Annotated in this window: 14 protein-coding genes and 3 pseudogenes; 5 read left to right on the plus strand and 12 right to left on the minus strand. The window is 37.9% G+C overall.

Going from position 1 to position 17057, the window contains the following annotated elements:
• Nucleotides 1-624 precede the first annotated feature (624 nt).
• Entirely contained in the window at nt 625-1179 is a 555-nt protein-coding gene (locus ACOV1R_RS13870; RefSeq protein WP_020923829.1) for a recombinase family protein, read from the minus strand.
• 285 nt (nt 1180-1464) lie between these two features.
• On the opposite strand from ACOV1R_RS13870, the gene ACOV1R_RS13875 reads away from it, so the two are divergent.
• Entirely contained in the window at nt 1465-2394 is a 930-nt protein-coding gene (locus tag ACOV1R_RS13875) for an IS30 family transposase (protein ID WP_424744155.1), read from the plus strand.
• Nucleotides 2395-2477: 83 nt separating this feature from the next.
• Here ACOV1R_RS13875 and ACOV1R_RS13880 read toward each other — a convergent pair whose 3' ends face one another.
• Nucleotides 2478-3773 carry an MFS transporter gene (locus tag ACOV1R_RS13880; RefSeq protein ID WP_104796131.1) on the minus strand — a complete coding sequence of 432 codons (1296 nt, stop codon included), beginning with the start codon at nt 3771-3773 and terminating at the stop codon, nt 2478-2480.
• A gap of 80 nt (nt 3774-3853) precedes the next feature.
• Entirely contained in the window at nt 3854-4936 is a 1083-nt protein-coding gene (locus ACOV1R_RS13885; RefSeq protein ID WP_158660350.1) for a HesA/MoeB/ThiF family protein, read from the minus strand.
• 501 nt (nt 4937-5437) lie between these two features.
• On the opposite strand from ACOV1R_RS13885, the gene ACOV1R_RS13890 reads away from it, so the two are divergent.
• The gene (locus ACOV1R_RS13890) at nt 5438-6340 is read left to right on the plus strand and encodes a hypothetical protein (protein ID WP_104796127.1); all 903 of its coding nucleotides are present in this window, start codon (nt 5438-5440) and stop codon (nt 6338-6340) included.
• Between the two features lie 543 nt (nt 6341-6883).
• Here ACOV1R_RS13890 and ACOV1R_RS13895 read toward each other — a convergent pair.
• The 3 genes from ACOV1R_RS13895 to ACOV1R_RS13905 form a co-directional block, all read right to left on the minus strand.
• Nucleotides 6884-7321 (minus strand): MarR family winged helix-turn-helix transcriptional regulator, encoded by a 438-nt coding sequence (locus tag ACOV1R_RS13895; protein WP_020923830.1) that lies wholly within the window; start codon nt 7319-7321, stop codon nt 6884-6886.
• A gap of 383 nt (nt 7322-7704) precedes the next feature.
• Entirely contained in the window at nt 7705-9741 is a 2037-nt protein-coding gene (locus ACOV1R_RS13900) for a KUP/HAK/KT family potassium transporter (protein WP_219033536.1), read from the minus strand.
• Between the two features lie 114 nt (nt 9742-9855).
• Entirely contained in the window at nt 9856-10452 is a 597-nt protein-coding gene (locus ACOV1R_RS13905; RefSeq protein ID WP_020923832.1) for a recombinase family protein, read from the minus strand.
• 584 nt (nt 10453-11036) lie between these two features.
• Here ACOV1R_RS13905 and ACOV1R_RS13910 point away from each other — a divergent pair.
• Together ACOV1R_RS13910 and ACOV1R_RS13915 are read left to right on the plus strand one after the other, a co-directional pair.
• Entirely contained in the window at nt 11037-11468 is a 432-nt protein-coding gene (locus ACOV1R_RS13910; RefSeq protein WP_002816262.1) for a CopY/TcrY family copper transport repressor, read from the plus strand.
• Nucleotides 11469-11718: 250 nt separating this feature from the next.
• Nucleotides 11719-13806, plus strand: a complete 2088-nt coding sequence (locus tag ACOV1R_RS13915; protein WP_225366510.1) for a heavy metal translocating P-type ATPase — start codon at nt 11719-11721, stop codon at nt 13804-13806.
• 74 nt (nt 13807-13880) lie between these two features.
• Here the strand turns inward: ACOV1R_RS13915 and ACOV1R_RS13920 are convergent.
• Nucleotides 13881-14207 (minus strand): annotated as a pseudogene (locus ACOV1R_RS13920) (MFS transporter); the annotation flags it as partial.
• A gap of 21 nt (nt 14208-14228) precedes the next feature.
• Nucleotides 14229-14518 (minus strand): annotated as a pseudogene (locus tag ACOV1R_RS13925) (transposase); the annotation flags it as partial.
• 51 nt (nt 14519-14569) lie between these two features.
• Between ACOV1R_RS13925 and ACOV1R_RS13930 the strand changes: the two are divergent.
• A pseudogene (locus ACOV1R_RS13930) lies at nt 14570-14824 on the plus strand (IS3 family transposase); the annotation flags it as partial.
• A gap of 77 nt (nt 14825-14901) precedes the next feature.
• Here the strand turns inward: ACOV1R_RS13930 and ACOV1R_RS13935 are convergent.
• The 4 genes from ACOV1R_RS13935 to ACOV1R_RS13950 form a co-directional block, all read right to left on the minus strand.
• Complete coding sequence (locus ACOV1R_RS13935; protein WP_003645890.1) at nt 14902-15036, minus strand: hypothetical protein; 135 nt, start codon at nt 15034-15036, stop codon at nt 14902-14904.
• 153 nt (nt 15037-15189) lie between these two features.
• Nucleotides 15190-16266, minus strand: coding sequence for an ArdC-like ssDNA-binding domain-containing protein (locus ACOV1R_RS13940; RefSeq protein ID WP_071665495.1), 1077 nt, complete (start codon nt 16264-16266; stop codon nt 15190-15192).
• Between the two features lie 3 nt (nt 16267-16269).
• Nucleotides 16270-16485, minus strand: a complete 216-nt coding sequence (locus ACOV1R_RS13945) for a hypothetical protein (protein ID WP_071665496.1) — start codon at nt 16483-16485, stop codon at nt 16270-16272.
• Between the two features lie 122 nt (nt 16486-16607).
• On the minus strand, nt 16608-17057 hold a 450-nt coding region (locus tag ACOV1R_RS13950; protein WP_424744171.1), incomplete at its 5' end, for a topoisomerase C-terminal repeat-containing protein.

Genomic DNA, 17057 nt, shown 5'->3' on the forward strand with positions numbered 1-17057 from the left:
ACCTTGGAAGCATCATTTATTTAAGTTAGATACATATTATATGTACGAAGGCATTTCATTTACACAAGATTCTTGACACTCCCTCTATTTCGTTTAGTATCCTTTACTATATATAATAAGGAGGTCTCTAATGCTAGTTTTTCTGTCAACATCATTCATACCATCCAATGATAAGATGTGGTCACGAGTTGGCATAAATAAAAATCAACAATTCCCGCCATTGGCAATAGATTTAGGATGACCTTCCCTTAATTTTGAATGGTGTCCATGGTCTTAGTTAAATTTTTCTTGTTTCTGCCCAATTGATTCAATTCAGTAACTATGACAACACCACCTTAACAAATCATAATTTGGATAATAGTATGTTCCATTTGAAAGCTAAGCCTTATAATTAGCATAGGGTTAATAGCTCTAATCAAAATACCCACAAAAGGCCTGCTCAACTAACAATTGAGTAGGTCTTTTGTAGTACAAATTAATCCTTATCACAACTAACCTCAATAGCACAACAGGTGTAAATAATGCTTAAAATCCCTAAATAAATTTCTCTCACAACTGTTTAATAAAGCGGCAATCCCCGGCGTACGTGATTAATTAAACATTCAATTATTAAAACACCTATTTTTAAATCGACTTAAACCTTCGCTGTTGCGTGCGTTTACTAATCCCCGTCTTTCGTTCAATCATCTTATAAGTCATGCCTTGTTTTCGCAACTCATAAGCAAATCTGATCTGTTCATCAGAATACGTTTTCGGTCGCCCTTCCCGAAACAACGGATCATGTTGCTTGGCATACAATTTACCTTCTTGTGTGCGCGTGACAATCATATCGCGTTCAAACTGCGCAAAGGCGCTAAATATTGTAAAGACTAGTTGTCCAGTCGGCGTATTGTCAATTAAGCCCATATTCAAAATGTTGACTTTGACATTTTCTTTAAACAACTCTTGGATAATGGCTAAGGCCTCGCGCGTGTTCCGTGCAAACCGATCCAACTTAGTAACAATCAAAGTATCGCCTGTTTTTAGAACGCGCAACAGTTTTTGAAACTCCGGTCGTTCGGTAGTTGTGCCGGTAAACTTTTCTTGAAAGATTTTTTCTGCTCCTGCCAATTTTAGTAACTCAATTTGATTTGCTAATTTTTGATCAGTGGTACTGACCCGCGCATAGCCATATTTCATCTTTTTCTCTCCTTGTTTATGTCATTAAGTAATGACACGGTTCTAACCCTTTAATTATACAGCATCAAAAAACAGGCCACAACTGTTAAGTTGTGACCTGATTTGCTCTGTTAATTATGGTTCTATGATATTTGGTGTCTAAGTATAAGAATAGTGTTGATGAATTTTATCTATCAACACCAAATATCATAGGCCCCAAAATTGTCTGACCAGTGTTTGGACAAAAAAGACCAGCTTCCTTTAAAATGGTGTTTACCACAAACCCATCTTTTAGGAGCTGATCTTTTGTCTAGTATAACCTATTCCGAACGAATTAAAATCGAAACCTTTTGTGAACTAGGGCTGTCCAATATCCAAATGGGCGTTCGGCTGAACCGATCACCGTCAACAATTTCTTATGAATTATCTCGATGTGAACCTTACCAGGCCGAAGTGGCCCAAACAGATGCCGAATACAAGCGGTCACGATGTGGCCGAAAGACTAAATTGAATGACAAATTAAGGCAAATAATTTTAAACCATTTACGGCTAAGTTGGTCACCAGAAATGATAGCTCACGAATTTAAACTAGCGACTAAATCAATTTATAATTGGTTAAATCAAGGGAAAATTGAGTTTTCTTTAAATGATTTGCCTGAACATGGCGTGCGCCAACGGCGTAACGTTGACCAACGATCCAAATATAATCAATCTTTGGGGCGATCAATTGAACAGCGTCCCATGATGATTAATCAACGTAATCGCATCGGCGATTTTGAACTAGATACAGTCGTTGGTCCTCGTGGGCATAGTAAGGCAGTTTTATTAACTTTAATCGATCGCAAATCACGGTTCCTTTGGGCATACCGGTTAAAAGATCGGACGACAGCGACTGTTAATGAAGCACTAACTAAGTTCCTAACCACTTTTAATGGTCCGGTGCACAGCTTTACTGTGGACCGTGGCACTGAGTTTAGTGGGCTAGTATCACTTGAATCACAATATGGTATTAAGGCCTATTACTGCCATGCTTATACGCCAGCTGAACGTGGTAGTAATGACCGCTTTAATCGGAATTTACGTTATTTTTATCCTAAAGGGACTCGTTTTGAGCACATTAGTGCTCAAGATTTAACGACGACGTTACTCCAAATTAACCAGCGACCGCTTAAAATACTCGACTGGCAAACACCGTATCAGGTTATGCTGACAAATTTGTCCAAAAATTCGGATTAAATTTGCAATCTACCATAATAATTGAATGAGATACTGGCAAATCAATTACTGACCTATAGTATTCTGGAAGTTTGTAGTTGTGTTTACAATTTATTGTCATTTCTTATAGCATGTCGGATTGATTTGAAAAAAATTAAAGTATATAAAAGAAGTGTTAGCCCACTAAAAATAAAGATACTTCCACCCGAATCGGTATTTTGAAATAAAAAAGAAAAGATCAAAATACCGAGTGGCATAATGGATGTGTTTGCAGTTGTTAATGTAGCTATCACGCGGCCTAAGAGTTCTGTTGGTACAGTTTTCTGCAAGCGAACCTGTACTATTATATTTAAAACTGCCAAACTGAAAGAAACTAATCCCATTATCAAGCTACCAAATAGTGAGACAAAGAGAGCATTACTAGTAGATAAGAACAGTAATCCAAGTAAAATAAATTGTGTATCGAGTATAAAAAAGGGAATAAACATTTTGAAAGCAAATCGTTTTTTATTAGTGTTCGGCAAAAAATTCATTAGCAGGCTACCTAGTAGCATACCGATTGCACTACCTGTTTCAAACATTCCTATAGGAGTATTTCCGCCATGCAATTGATTCTTTATAATGAACGGAGGACCTATGTTAAGCGCCGTATAAAAGAAATTCAGCATAACGCTAATTATAATAATATACTTAATCAGTGCACGTTTATTTATATATGACAATCCCATTTTAAAAGTCTTTAAGGGTGAGTTACTACCATGTTCATTATAATCTTTGATTGTAAGTCTTGTTTTCTGATAGTGAAATTTCATCGTTAACATGATTAAAAATGATAATATAGACGCGGAGATTTCTATTAATATGAATCCCTTAAATCCTAAAGCGCTATACAAGCCAATTCCTAATGTTGGAGACAGAATAGATGAAATTGAAGTTGCTGTTTGAGTTAAGGAGCTTAGCTTCTGTATTCTATTTGTGTTTACAAGCTCGTGAATAGAAGCGCTATAGCAGACATCGGAAAAATTTACAGATATGGAATCGATGATTAAAAATAGAAGCACTGGAATTAGCTTGTATGCTCCTGGAAATCTATTTATGGTAAAGGCAAATACTAACAAAGCACACATTCTTAAAGACATACTATAGATTAAAATTTTTTTGTGGTTGACCTTATCAACAATATTTCCAATAGGAACAAGAAATAATAGACCAATTATTGGAGAAATTAACATATTCATTCCAAAGCTTAATGCTGACCTTGTTTGGTCAAGTAGCATTAAACCTAAACCAAAAGAAAACATCTTACCGCTTAAAGAGCTGATAAAATTACTAAGAAAATCCTTGCTGATTTGAATGTTTGATTCTCTATTGGTGATGATATTGTTGTTCTTATCACTTATAATTTTCAAATCTAGCCCTTCAATCTTTCAATATCCTAATACGAGGATTATTACACTGAGTTGATTAAAACGATTTACAATTAACTGTTCTTATCATAAGAAGTGGTTTGGCAAACCTCGCAATTAGGATCTTTAGAAACTATTTCCCAGTCAATTTTTAATGTGTCTAGGTCAAGAAAACCCTTACGATTCAACATTAAAGGGGAGCCAATTCCTGTTATGACTCTGACGCCATCCCATGCCTGAATATTAGCAATTATACTTGATAAAAAGACAACAGCTCCAGAGCTTTTTCGAGTATTCAGAAGAATGTCAAAGTGATGATCTTTTAAATCATTCTTGTATTTTCGTTCAAAACAATTCCAACAAGCTCCTTGGAAGGGGATAATGGTCGGACCAATCAGACCTATATGGCCAGTATATCCTCCACCTATGATATGAGGCTTGTTAAGCTTCATGCATAAGCTTGATACCCATCTAGAAGTAGTGTTAATATCAGGAAAATCTGCACAGTTAATTACTAAATCAGTCTGTATTATTTCGGATTTTAACATTAATAGATCTTTTTCGTTCTCCATTTTGAATCTAATCTCTTTAATGTTTATTTCTGTATTGTTTTGTTTGAGATGTTTAGAAAGGGCCTCACTCTTATATGTACCTATATCATTAATATTGTACATGGTTTGCCTAGTAAGATTGTGTACAGAGACTGTATCAAAGTCACATAATACCAATTTTCCCACACCAATCATTGCTAGCGATTGGGCTATCCAGCTTCCAATTCCACCTAAGCCAATAATAAGAACTGATGCTTTCTTTAATTTACTTTGATATTGCCAAGGATCTATTGTTTCTGGAGCTAAGTCGCTAAAGAATTGCACTTGACGTTGGTAGCGCTGAACATCCTGTGTTGTTATATCAGTAGGAAGGTCGGTCTTTATACTTAATATGCCATCTTTACGCAGCAAATCTATGTTTTTTATAAACTGATTTTTATCAAAGTTAGGATAGCGAACCTTAATTTTTTTAAAAAGAGAGTCAACATCATGATCAGACTTTAGTAACTCAATGAATAATTGATATTCAGGTGTCAACTGATAGATTTTATGTAGGCTACTCACAGAAATTGAAAAATGTATTAAACCAGACTGTTTATCTTTCAATATACTAATTCCTGGTTTGAAATGGATATTCATAATATTCTCCCTTTTTTGTACTTTAAAACGATTACTGTCTAAGTTTTGCTATTACCACGTATATAAATAAATGTCAACATCCATTGTAAATTAGAATTTCCTAAAAAAGAGAGGACTGAAATCCTCTCTTTTTTAGGAAATTTTAGCAACTACCATTTTTTTCTTCATGAGCAAGTACTTTGACCTCAGATACTTTTTCCATTGAAATCATCTCCTTTAGTTGATGAACGGAAAGGTTATGCTGAAAAGATTTGGCTAGTTAGTAGCAAATAATTAGCTAAGTGCAATCAAAATGTAGCCTTTCTAATCCTTCTTTAATCTAATCCTTTTTTAATTTTATGTCAAGGTATATAATAAAACGCGTGATACCAGTTGATCTAAAAAACTTATAAGAAGGTGAAATTGGATTTTTTAATTACGTAGTACTACGCGCAGAGCAGGGAATAATTAGACTAATAAAGGGGGAGCTTGATTATCAAAGATATTAATAATGACTCTATATTGGATTATGATGTATTCTCAAGAAATTTTGAAGTTTATAAAATCATGAGTAGATTGCCTTTAGAAGATGTAAGAGAAATTTTGTTAAAATCAAGCAGATGTGTTTATAATCCAAATCTTGTTAACAGGTCCCAAAAATATAAACAAATAATGCAAAGAATTAAAGAAACAGTTCCCCAGATAGAAATGTCCAAAGAATTGATTTCTAAATGGGCAAACTACAGGAATAAAATGATGTTAGATGTTATACTAGCTGTTCTTTACGCTGATATTGATGAGTACAAAGGTGCAATAGAAGACCCGAATAATTTCTTGAAAAGAAAGAGTAACAATATTTTTATATATCCGCACTATGGTTCTTATATGTCAATAATTCCGATAATGGCAGCTAACAAAATAGATATAACTATATTGATGGATAAGAGCCTAGTAAGCGTATGGGAGCACCTACTAGAAAACACAAGTTTTTCTCAAAGAATTCATCTATATGGAATTCAAGACTTTAATACTCTACATAAAGCATTAAAAAGAGTTAAATGTGGGTCAAATTTGATTATGTTTCCTGAATTTACATTAGGAAAAAAGCCTAAATTAACAGGGGAATTCTTAAATCAAAATGTCTACGTACCATCTGGTCCTGCCCGCTTAGCGTGCCAAAATTCGATTCCACTAGTTCCTTTAAAATTAAAAAAACTAAATAATAGAAAATTACCAAATGTTGTTTTAGGTGACGACTTGGCCTCTCAATCAGAAAAACAAACGATAACCGAAATTTCTTTAAATACTATGTCTAGTATGGATGATATAGTTAAAAAAGATCCATCAAAATGGTGGGGTTGGCAAATATTTATTGATTATATGCTTTCTTAAATGGTAAATGAAGTCAAAATTTTTATTTCTGTTTATTAGTGATTTGATTTTCGAATGTCTCAAGTGATTTTTATTTTTGGAGAGCTTTTATGAACGAGATAAAAGAGAACAAAAAGAATTAAAAGATAAAGTGATGATGGATTGTAAAATTAATCTGAATGCTGTTCGTAAAAAATAGATTAGGTTCGCTTCACAATGATTTTTGATTGTTTACTAACAAATTTTATAATTAATAGAATAAAGCAGGCCACAACTTTAAAGTAATGGCCCCTACTTCATCCTGTTTAAACACTTTAATCATTATATATAAAAAACGTCAAGAAAAATTTTTATCTAATCCCTTTTAACAGGGGGAACGCTTAGCCACTTGTAGTGCCTGATTGATTACTTGGTTATACAAAATGATTATTGTCACAGGCAAAAAATAATCTTAATGTTTAAATTTGCTTCACTTCAATAAAAGACCGGCCTGCTCAAACCCAAGGGTTTTAACGGACCGATCTTTATTTACATTAAGGCATCTTTATTTACTTTGAAAAACTTTTAATTTATCTTAGCCAGTTGTTGTGACAAAGTTTCCACTTGTTTAGTCAACTTCTCCAAATCGTGACTTTGGTTGAAAGTTTTTAAATTTTCTTGCACTTGCCGAACACCTTCCTGGACCCTTTCTTGGCCATTAACAGTCAAAGATAGCCAAACAACTCGTCGATCATTTGGATTCACTTGTGATTGAATTAAATTATCTTGAATCAATCGCCAAGTATTCCTGGAAATTAGTGTGCGCGTGACCGTGAATGCATCAGATAATTCACTAGCAGTAGCTTGCCCATGTTGTTCAAGATAGACTAATATTCCCCACTCACGCATTGAAAAGTCAGTTTTGGCCAGTCCTTGCACTAACATCTGGTATGCCTGATTCTGAATAGCTTGCAGGGTTGTTAAGCTCTCAAACTGGTTCTTAATTTGCTGATGATTTAGCATATAATATCATCCTATTCTTTTTGCTGCCGCTTAGTCATTCCGAGGAGTCCTAACAAACTACTCATGACTAATAGTAATAAGCCCCTCAGTGTCATATGTCGTTGGTCAGTTTCATCAGTTCAAGGCAACCATTGATCTCCAAAATTAGTATCCTCTGTTTGACCACCCTGAACCGGCTTAGCAGCATCGTTGATTGGCTCGGGTTAATAGAAACTCTAAAATCTGTCGATAAACTATTTATAATTCTTATTATAATAAATTGATTCAAACTCATTATGAACGTTAGAAATATTATTAATATGCATTGAAGGTTAATTTTACAATCTACCTAAAACTAAATATAATTTTTCTAACTTAGTTGTTGCACTTAAACTACTGCATACTCATTTTTCGGTCTTACTTAAGCTACCTCGATGATAAATTTTCTTTTGAATTAAGTACTGATCCCGATCTTGAGTAATAAATAACGGGGAACTTTCTTCTATGACATTGCTAAACTCCAAACCATACCATGAAATAGGTGAGGCCGTAATTTTCTGCAAATAGATGCGTCCCCCAATCAATCTTCTATCTAACGAGCTTAACTGATCATTGACAATTAAATCTGCTGGTTGTTCCTTTATAATGACAAACTTAAAGTCGCCGACTTTCCGTTGTCGCTCTGTTGAATATGTGGGTATTTGTGGTTCTAAAATACCTTGTTCCACTAGATGATTTACAATTTGATGTAAATAGACACTAACGGATTGAGATTTCTTAAACCCTAAGTACAATTGAACGTTAACAACATTATGCGTCTCAAGTAAATCAACTGTATAATTACTTTCATAAGGTGCATTGGTTTCATTGACTGTAACAAACCAATAAACTTTAGCTCTTTTAGGTTGTCTGTCGAGAATAGAATATATGGTACTACGCTTAATTTGGTAATCACCCTTAATTTTAGTCATATACACTAAGTTAGTCGTGAACAAAGGTACTGTATTGTCTGCGCTTAATTTAGAGAGTTGATCACGATAGTCAAGAAGTGAAACATACTCGCTTTCTTTCTCATAATGTTCTCTTCGTTTATTTCCAAAGTACCAAAGCCACATAATATAAAGAATGCCCAACATGATTGTTAACGTAACATAACCGCCATGAATAAACTTAACCAAACTTGAAATTAGAAAGATTAGTTCAATAAAACCAAAAAACAAGGCAATTATAAGCGCCGTTCCCTTATTTAGGTGTTTATTTAAAAATTCATGCAAAAGCACGGTAGTCATAAGCATGGTAATAGTGATTGCTAAACCATACGCAGCCTCCATTTTTTGTGAGCTACCAAAGAACCAGACTACACTGATTGTTATTATACATAGTATCCAATTAACAGTTGCAATATAAATTTGATTTTTTATATTACTTGGATGTCTAATAACCATTCTAGGTAAAAATTTTAAGCCAATTGCTTCATCGACTAAAGTGTAAGAACCCGTAATCAACGCCTGAGAGGCAATGATTGCAGCGAGTGTGGCTAGCAAAATGCCAACTAGGCGCCAAGGCCCTGGGAGCATTTCATAAAAGGGATTTAAGTTCGATAAGTGCCTGTAAGCAGTGTCACCTGCATGTCTAATTATCCAAGCCCCCTGACCTAAGTAATTTAAAAATAGGGTGCTATATACTAGTGGCCAGGTTACATAAATATTCTTCTTGCCAACGTGACCCATATCGGAATATAAAGCCTCTGCTCCTGTGGTTGCCAAAAAGATACTTCCAAGTATAAAGATTCCCACTTTGTTAACTGGACTGAATAGTATCCTAATTGCATAATAAGGAGAAATAGCCTTCAATATCATTGGATAATTGATTAGATTAACGATTCCAAAGACAGCCAAAAAGCCAAACCATAAAATCATCACTGGTCCAAAGGATTTCCCAATCATACCTGTTCCAAAATGTTGAATCATAAATAATACGAGTAGAACAACTGTTGTGATAATCAAGACGTTATGTTGAGAATTACTAAACACCACAGGGCCAAGGCGTTGTTTTTTTAATCCCTCAATGGCTGAAGTCACAGTTACTGCAGGAGTTAATGTTCCATCGGCCAAAATGGCCGCCCCGCCAATCAAGGCTGGCCAAATTAACCATTTTGAATTTTTTCGAACCAATGCATATAAAGCAAAAATTCCGCCCTCACGCTTATTATCGGCTTGCATTGCAATGACAACATACTTCAACGTTGTAATGATCATTAATGTCCAAAAAATCAACGAGATCGATCCAATCACGTAATCGGGAGAAATATTTCCCATTTTACCGGCGTCACCAATCAATGCATTCATAACATACAATGGTGAAGTGCCAATATCACCGTACACAATTCCTAAAGTAACAAGTGCCCCCGCAAAAGAAACACGTTCTAGTTGCTTATTCATATTTGCTTGCCCCCAACGTTAATTATTGAAATATAGCATTGCAAAATACTAATCCTAAATACGAAGAAAAGCAACTATGCCATATACATCATAATGAAATCACTTTAAAGAAGCTCATAATTTACAATCTACCTTAACATTAAATTTCTTTCGATACCTTATAAAGGTTGTCCGTTTAATTCCTGTATTACGGGCAACATCGACATCACTCATGCCTGCCTGATAAAGTTTAAAAGCATGTTGCAAGCGGGGATCGTCTTGGGTGTATTGGGGTTTACGCCCATGATATTTACCCTGCTGCTTAGCTAAGGCAATCCCTTGTTGCTGGCGCTCAATGATTCGCTTACGTTCACTTTCGGCCTGATACTTATAGAGTTCAATAATCAAGTTGGTCATCAGTTGACGTAAATTTGGGTCAGCAATCCCTGTCATGGACGGCAAATTTAACACATCTAGGGTGGCACCCTTATTTTGAATGGAGTTCATGATCTTAGTCAAATCATGGTTGTTTCTGCCTAAGCGATCTAATTCAGTGACCATTACAATATCACCCTCACGAATATAGGCCAGCATTTTTTGCAGTTCTGGCCGATTAGTGTTAGCCCCACTTAATTTATCCGTAAATAATTTATCAACGTCTTTTAAAGCCGCTAACTGTCGATCTAAATGTTGCTCCTTGGAACTCACGCGAGCATAACCGATTTTAGCCATTTTTAGCTCTCATTTTGGACAGTTCTAATGAACACTTGTAATTCCTAGTATAGCACAGAAACAAGAAAGGCCACTAGGGTATACCCTAGTGGCCGTTTTATGAAGTATAGATAATATGTTCTCTTGGTAGTTCGTACTGTTAGACAGGTATGAATATGAAAATGAGAAATCCTATAGAGGAGACCAGAGTTTGAATATAACAAAAGGCGCTGTGCCGGCTTTTTCACTGTCGATACAGCGCCTTTGTTATGTCATCGGGAACATATATTTGATAACTACGCTAACACTAGTGATATCACTATTGACGGTTGGTGAAGTTAGTGTGAGCTTTCCTATAAAGACATGGTAATATAAGGGCACGTGATAATCTTTCATTTCACCATACTAACAAGAAAACCAAAAATTCCCAGATCATTAATTTAATATATCGTATCAAACCACGCCTAGAATATTATCTAGGCGTTTTTTTAGTGTCATGGTATTTTCTGGCAGAAAGGTTGCATTATTGTGACTACAGTTGTAAACTAATAAGTGTTAAGAGGCTACAAATGTAAACTTAGAATTCAATTAATAGAGGAAGCCAATTGAAGGATGCAAAGAATGTAACCATCACCGATTCTGAATGGATGGTTATGAGAGCAATTTGGACAATGGGACATGCGACTAGTCGTGAACTAATCGATGCTATGAACGAATTAGAAGGCTGGTCAGCTTCAACAACCAAAACGCTACTTCACAGGTTGATTCAAAAACAGGCGGTTGCGCAGCATGGCGGCAGTCGACCATTCACGTATAAGCCGGTTGTTGGCGAGAAGGAATCAATGGCGGCAGCGGCAGATGATTTGTTTGACCATATGTGTGCGATGCGGGCTGGTTCAACAATTGCCGGCGTTATTCAGTCAAGGGAACTCTCACGGGCGGATATTGCGAACTTACAGGCGATTCTAGCTGAAAAGGCCAAAACAGCGCCCGAGGAAGTTCAGTGTAACTGCTTGCCAGGTGATCAAACGTGTTAAGACTGTGGTGTTCTGTTTACTTTTAGGATTGCTGCACAAAAATCCAGAATCTGGGATTTCTGATGGCGGAAACTTATGAATTTTTGTCGTAATTCTCATTCATATAGTGGCATGGTGCTCCGCAAAGCAGAAGCCTAAATATAAGAACCTGGTGGAAAAATCCCGAGCCCGGGGATTTCCACACAAGGAACTTATATTCCGGCTTCTAACCGCTTTGCTACGCACACTTATTTTTAGGGGGTCGATAATCATGGCAAATAAAGAGGACCATATGAACATGAATCACGAAACTATGAATATGAGTGGGATGAATCACGGTGATATGGATATGGCTGGGACCGACATGATGATGCACGGTGGCTCAATGATGCATATGGGGAATTTGAAAGTTAAATTTTGGGTCTCCATTGTCTTAGCGATTCCAGTTTTACTGTTAGCACCAATCATGGGTTTAAACGTTTCCATCCTTAGTTTCAGTTCACCGCTAATTGTTGGCATTATCATCGTTTTGTTTGATACAGCACTTTACTTTTATGGCGGAATGCCATTTTTAAAGGGGGCTAAAGCGGAAATTCAGGATAAATCTCCTGAAATGATGACGCTAGTAACCCTTGGAATTTCCGTTTCGTATTTCTACAGTTTGTACGCATTTATTGCCAACAACTTCTTGAACCCGGCAAATCATGTAATGGATTTTTCGTTCGAACTTGCAACCCTGATTTTAATTATGCTTCTAGGACACTGGATTGAAATGAATGCATTGATGGGGGCTGGGGATGCCTTACAAAAGATGGCGGCCCTGTTGCCTAAGACGGCCCATCTAGTTACAGATAATGGTGAAACAAAAGAAGTGCCAGTATCTGATTTAAAAGTTGGTCAAGCTTTCCAAGTGCGTTCAGGTGAGAGTATTCCAGCCGATGGTGTTATTACGGCTGGGGAGTCGACCGTGAATGAAGCACTGGTAACCGGTGAATCTGCTGCCGTTACCAAGAACGTTGGCGATAAGGTCATTGGTGGTGCAACCAACAATAACGGGACGCTAACGGTTAAAATTAGTGGTACTGGTGACTCCGGCTATCTTTCTCAAGTAATGAAAATGGTTCAAAATGCCCAGCAAGCTAAATCTAAAGCAGAAGATAAAGCTGATTTAGTTGCCAAGTATCTATTTTACGCGGCATTTGGTGTTGGGATTATTGCTTTCTTTGCCTGGTTACCCCAGGGATTGGCGACTGCAATGACGATCATGGTGACCGTCTTCGTGATTGCTTGCCCGCATGCATTAGGATTAGCGATTCCATTAGTGGTTTCTCGTTCTACTACGATTGGCGCTCAAAATGGGCTATTAGTTCGAAATCGCCAAGCCATTGAAGCAAGTCAACATGTTAGCCACGTTCTCTTGGATAAAACTGGCACGTTAACAGAAGGTAAATTTACGGTGAATGCATTGATTCCAAATGATGGGATTGACGAAACAACGTTATTAAGCCGACTGGCCGCCCTTGAAAATAATTCGACTCATCCGCTGGCCCAAGCAATCATTACTGAAGCCCAAGCGAAGGACATTGAAGTCGTTGCGGCTGAAAAGTCTCAAAATATTCCGGGCGTTGGTATTTCCGGTAATGTTGATGGCACTGACTATACGATTGTTAATGGTAACTATTTAACGAAGCAAGGGATCAGGTTTGACGAGGCCGCTGCTGATAAATGGGCTGCTAAGGGTAATTCCGTCAGCTTCCTATTGCAGGGCACCCAAGTTCAAGGAATGGTTGCTGAAGGTGACACCATCAAAGCGGGTGCTAAGGAATTAATTAGTGGTCTTCAGAGGCGAGGAATTACCCCCGTAATGCTCACTGGCGATAATCCAAAAGCCGCGGAACACGTTGCTAACTTACTAGGATTGACTGAATTCCATGCAGGCCTATTACCAGATGATAAGCAAAAGATTATTGCTGATTATCAAGCAAAGGGCAATCACGTCATCATGGTTGGTGACGGCGTAAATGACGCACCAAGTCTTGCCGCGGCCGATATTGGAATTGCAATTGGCGCCGGAACCGATGTTGCCATTGATTCCGCTGATGTTGTGTTGGTTAAATCAGAACCCAGCGATATTTTACATTTTCTTGATTTGGCTAAAATCACAAATCGGAAAATGGTTCAAAATCTCTGGTGGGGAGCAGGCTACAATATTGTCGCAATTCCACTCGCTGCCGGTGTGTTGTCATTTATTGGAATCATTCTAGACCCAGCCGTTGGTGCTGTGGTCATGGCGATGTCGACAATTATCGTGGCAATTAATGCGATGGGATTGACTGGTAAAAAGATTAAAAACGTGTAATTAAGTGATGACAAAAAGAGGAGAAAGATCAGCTGGTAGTCTGGTCTTTCTCCTCTTTTTGATCATCATGTTAATTACTTATCTGGTTGCTCAGTTAATTTCGCCAATTTTTGATGCAGCCTAATGTCATATTGCCTGGTAATTGGCATTAACACCGCGACCACCCCGCAAATGGCAGCACCGATTCCTGCAATCACAAATAGGCGTTCAATGCCAATCACATCAGCTAGGGGACCGGCAAAAATTAAGCCAATTGGTCCAGCTAGATTCAACAAAGAATTCAAAACGCCTAGAATCCGCCCTAACTCTTCTGCTGGATAACTTTGTTGAATCATTGCCATTAAAAGCGTTGTAAAAAATGGGGTCGCAATTCCTTCAATGATGTTTAAAGCTGCGAACCATGTTCGGGCCGATCGGCCCTATGCAAAGCGATAGGAAGCAACAGTTTTTTTAAAAGCCTTTCTAATAGCGAATCAGCTGTCGGGTCTGGTTTATCTCGCCACATATCGTAATAGCGGTAGACAGTGTGCCATTCTGGGAAATCGTGCGGTAATTCACGCCATTGACACCCTATAGTAAGCGAGTAAAGGATGGCATTGAATACGTCATAAAGATCATAACGACGCGGTCTTGTATGCTTGCGGAAGTTTTCTAAATCAGGTTGTATTAACGCAAATTGCGCTCGAGAAATATTGCTTGGATAATCTGGCATGACAAACTCCTCAGTCGGTTTTCCACAATTCTACCAGATTCAGCAGATACTAGACAGGTTCTTAAAGAGCACCATGTATTTCAGAGTATGTCACGTAAAGCCACTTGTCTCGACAACGCCGCCATGGAGTCGTTTTTTCACATTATGAAAGTCGAGGTTATGGATGAACATTTTGAGACCAAAACAGCGCTTATCGAAGCTATGAACGAATGGATAGACTTCTACAATCATCGGCGCATCAAAACAAAACTGGACGGCAAGTCCCCGGTAAAATACCGGGAACTTACCGTCCAGAAAGCAGCTTAATAAAGTTGTCCAATTTTAAGGGTTCACTTTATCAAGCCGTGCCTTGAAAGTCTTTTTTGATTATCCCAATGAGAACTTTAATCGTGATGGCGTGAACGTGTCCCTAAAAAGTAAGCACCAACGGCTAACAGAATCAGTAAGCTGATAATGCCCAAGCCGCCACCCATCCACATAAAGGGCATACCGCCAGTAAAAGCCCAACCGCACATCATGGTCACCACTTTCCTAATTATTTTAGTTTCAGTATACGCGCTTTTGCCAGGTACTACCAACCGTTCTGCATTATTTTNTAAAAGCCCAACCGCACATCATGGTCACCACTTTCCTAATTATTTTAGTTTCAGTATACGCGCTTTTGCCAGGTACTACCAACCGTTCTGCATTATTTTCAGCTGTTTTTGTGTTCGATAACTAATTTCCTGGTGTACATCATTTAACTTATTTTTTATTTCTGATTTTTGTTGTGGATTAGTGGTTTGCTGAACTTGTTGTTGCAAGCTTTGATAGGACTTATTAAGATCCTGAGCTGATAGCTTTTTTAAATCATGCTCAAGATCTTTTTGTGCTTCTTGTAAGCCTAATTGTTTGGTTAACCCGTCACTAAGCTCAATCACTTTGTTGCTAACTTGCTGAATTTCACTTAAAGCACTATGGATCACGGCTTTATCTTTCGCCCAGGTAGCCACATACCCGAGGGAGTAATTACCCGTATCAACACCAATATTTTGCATGGCGACATATGCAACCGCTTCGGCTTGGGTTTCCTGATAGGCTCGTGGCCGATCTTTAAAGGCTGATTTTAAGCCGTGTAGCTGGCTATGCGCATATTCGTGATATAACGTCTTCAGTTTCAAAGCATTGTCGGGCTCATCGCTACCGATGACGATTTCATTAGTGCTGGGTTGAAAATACCCCTTAGCCCCCTTTAGCTTTGCTAAAGGCACTTCACTGACTTTAAGGTCGGTTTGCTGGTTTAAATAATCTTTGAACGCGTTATACAAGCTCGTCACGTTCTGATGATCGGCTAAATTTTCTTTGACAAAATCCTTGGCACTTAACACTGGTTCACCGCTAGTTTGTGACACATCAAAGACGGGTAGATAACGATAACCGACAATGGCGCGCTCATCGGTGGTATTAAATTGCTTTTGCTCGGCTGGTGTTAACTTCTTAATAATTGGGGCCGCAATCCGAATCGCTTTTGCGCCCCGGTCGACGGTGCGGTTAAAAGCCGTCTGCCATTGCTTAAAACCCGCGACTTGAGTGGCTTGCGGATTTTGCGCATAAATCAATTCAATGTTTCTGGCGCTATAATGATGAAATTTAGCCAGGGTATTAAGATACTGTTTAAATCGGTCACTATCGGTTAATTTTAGGATTTGTTGTTCAGCCTGGGCGACTAATTGTGCTTTCCAGGCGTTAATGTCTGCTTTACTCGGCATTGTCTACCCCTCCTCATCTTCAAAAATATCATTCAATGTCGGCAATGATCTTATTTGAATCGAGGTCGTGCCATAAAGGGCAACGTAACCGTCAGATAATTTTTGCCAAGCTACTTGATAATAAGCGCCGTTACCAGTGATTTCCTTTAAATACTTGTAGGGTTCTTTAGCCTGCAGAACCGGTAATTCACTCCCAATGACTGTTAATTCGTTATCCATATTTATGATCTCCTTTGCGTTGCTAATCTCACCCGTTGTTTAGGTTTACTTTTAGGGTTGTCAAAGTGAACCTAAATGACGAGTTCACCAACCGAAACGTAGTGTAGGGCGGTAGGCAGGTTCTAATCAAAATCAAAACTTAATTTATGGCCGTCAAGCTTTAACTTGGCGTCAAACAACTTTCCTTTTTTGCTCTTGAAACCCTTTAATTTGCTGGTTTCCCCCTTGGTGACCAACGCTTTAATTGCGGTCTTCCCGAGCGTCTTGCTACTCCATTTCTTAGGTAAGGTAAAATCTTCACCTTGCTTTGGCTTCACAATGTAAAACTTCTGTTTATTTAAAACGGTCGCTTGCGGTGTTTCTAAGAAGACTTCAGCGGCTTTTTGCGCTTGCTGTTGGTGATCGATTTGTTGCTTAATGGCTGCACTGCCAGTCAATTGTGTGGGAACATCAGCAATCAATTTTTCCACGAACTTTTTAATCTGGCTCAAAAAGTTATCCGGGGTGCGTTCTTCGGTACTGATTTGTTGTAACGCTTGCTCCCATTTTGCTGTCATCTCTGGGCTAGTTAA

It is taken from the genome of Lactiplantibacillus sp. YT640, from assembly GCF_049745435.1.
GTDB classification, from domain to species: domain Bacteria; phylum Bacillota; class Bacilli; order Lactobacillales; family Lactobacillaceae; genus Lactiplantibacillus; species Lactiplantibacillus plantarum.